The organism is Nitrobacter sp. MLSD-S21 (genome assembly GCF_058809865.1).
Window position 1 is genome coordinate 1 of record NZ_JBXASZ010000020.1, and the last position, 2,545, is coordinate 2,545.

Consider the following 2,545-nt stretch of genomic DNA (forward strand, 5'->3'; position numbering starts at 1 on the left):
CGACCTGATTCGGTGACGCCGCTCCAGTCATCGGCGCGGAATCCTTCAGTAACATTCTCGATGAGGCAATGCGCCCCGTATCGGCGTCCAAATTTGACCCCTTTGATCGACGGGGTTTAGCGGTAGCGCTCGGTCCGTCGGAGCTGGCCGGGATTGCGGAGACGGACCGAGCGCGGGTTGTGTGATCATCGTCGCGGCTTTTGAAGCGCCAGCTGTCGTTGCCGGTTTCGACGATGTCGCAGTGGTGGGTCAGACGATCGAGCAGCGCGGTGGTCATCTTGGCGTCGCCGAACACGCTGGGCCATTCGCCGAAGGCGAGATTGGTGGTGACGACGATGGAGGTGCGCTCGTAGAGCCGGCTGACGAGATGGAACAGAAGTTGTCCGCCGGATTGGGCGAATGGGAGATAGCCGAGTTCGTCGAGGACGATGAAGTCCATTCGGGTCAGATGCTCGGCGATCCGACCCTGGCGTCCGTTGCGGGTCTCGATCTCGAGGCGATTGACGAGGTCGACCACGTTGTAGAAGCGACCGCGGGCGCCGGATCGGATGCAGCTTCTGGCGATTGCGATGGCCAGGTGGGTTTTGCCTGTGCCGGTGCCGCCGACGAGCACGACGTTGCGCTGCTGGGCGATGAAGCCGCCGCCGGCGAGATCATTGACGAGCGTCTGATTGATCGGCGTGCCTTCGAACTGGAAGTCATCGAGATCCTTGGCCAATGGCAGCTTGGCGATGGTGAGCTGGTACTTGATCGAACGCGCCTGCTTCTCGTTGATCTCGGCGCTGAGCAGGTCGCCGACGATGTGCTGAGGTTCGTGCTGGCGCTTGACGGCCGTCGCCATGATCTCGTCGAAGGCAGCCCTCATTCCGTAGAGTTTGAGCTCACCCATGAGGTCGAAGATTTGGGTTCGTTCCATCAGATGGTCCTCCGGAGGTTGTCGTAGCGGGCGCAATCGGCGATCGGCGCATGGCGGAGCGTCAGTGCCGCCGGCGTCATAATGTTGGCCGGTGCAGCGGGTTCGCGTTGGCGAGCCAGGATGTTGAGAACGACGTCAGCGGAATGAACGCCATGAGCGATCGCCTCGGCGCAGGCGGCTTCGACCGCCGACAAACCGTCCGTCAGCACCGCATTGAGGATGTCGACCATCTGCCGATTGCCATCATCGGCACTGGCGAGCTTGCGGCGCACACGCTCGATCGCAGCCGGCAGCACCCAGTCCTTGAACGGAGCGCCGTTGCGCAACGCGCCGGGTTTGCGAGCCAGCACCGGCACATAATGCCAGGGATCGTAGGTCGTCTCGCCGCGGCCGAATGAACGCGGATGCTCGGCGACGATGCGCCCGTCCTGGCGAATCACGATGCGGTCGGCATAGGCATGAACCTCGACCGGGCGTCCGACTGCGCTGGCCGTGACCGAGTATTTGTTGTTGTCGAAGCGCACCAGGCAGGTCTTCGAGACCGACGCCGATACCGCATGGAATCCATCGAACCGGCCGGCATAGGGAACAAGCTTTGGCCGCTCGGCTTCGAACACCTCCCAGACTGTTTGCTCGGTCAGTTCCGGATGCCGGTGTGCCTTGGCGTAGGCGATGCACTTATCGAGCAGCCAGGCGTTCAACTCGTCGAGGGTTTTGAACCGCAGCCGCGGCGTGAAGAAGCGCTCCCGGACCAGTCCGACCTGGTTCTCAACCTGGCCCTTCTCCCAGCCCGAGGCCGGCGTGCAGGCGACCGGGTCGACTAGGTAATGGCTGCACATCTGCATGAAGCGGCGATTGTAGCGACGATCCTTGCCGACGAAGATCGTCTCCACCGCGGTCTTCATATTGTCGTAGATGCCGCGACTGCAGGTCCCCTTGAACAGTGTGAACGCCCGGTCGTGGGCGTCGAACACCATCTCCTGCGTCTCGCGTGGATAGGCGCGAGCGAACAGCATCCGGCTGTGACAGAGCCGGACATGAGCGACCTTCACGATCACCGTCACGCCATGCAGCAGGACAACCTCATGGCTCCAGTCGAACTGGTAGGCTTCTCCCGGTGCAAAGCTCAGCGGGACATAGGCCGCCGCCGTCGATTGTCCGCGCTCCTGGCTCCACCGTCTGGCGTAACGTCGCACAGCATCGTAGCCGCCGTCATAGCCGCGCCCGCGAAGCTCTTCGAAGACCCGGATCAGCGTCAGCTGTTCGCGAGCGGACTTCGCCACGTTCGACGCCAGCAATCCGTCGAGATCAGCGGCCCATCGCCCCAGCTTCGGCCGCGGCTGCACCGCACGTTCGTACTCGAATGAGGTCTCCCCAGACCGCAACACCTTGCGGACCGTGTTCCGCGACACCTTCAGGTCGCGTGCGATCTCCTTGATCGTCTTGCCCTTGATGAAGTGCTCGCGGCGTATCCGCGCAATCGTCTCCACGATCAGCATCCCCAACCACCTGCTTCGTTCCAAAGCAGGCAGCGCAACAGACCAACCTATCGGGGGCGCATTGCCTCATCGAGAATGTTACTGAAGGATTCCGCGCCGATGACTGGAGCGGCGTCACCGAATCAGGTCG

General features: G+C 62.6%; 2 protein-coding genes. Both read right to left on the bottom strand.

Annotated features, from left to right (window positions below):
* The coding region (gene istB, locus AC1RT6_RS21180; RefSeq protein WP_493029658.1) for an IS21-like element helper ATPase IstB at window positions 1–916 on the bottom strand (916 nt) is incomplete at its 3' end.
* On the bottom strand, window positions 916–2,415 hold the full coding sequence (gene istA / locus AC1RT6_RS21185) for an IS21 family transposase (protein ID WP_472791943.1): 1,500 nt from the start codon (window positions 2,413–2,415) through the stop codon (window positions 916–918). The genes istA and istB, both read right to left, overlap by 1 nt.
* Window positions 2,416–2,545: the final 130 nt, after the last annotated feature.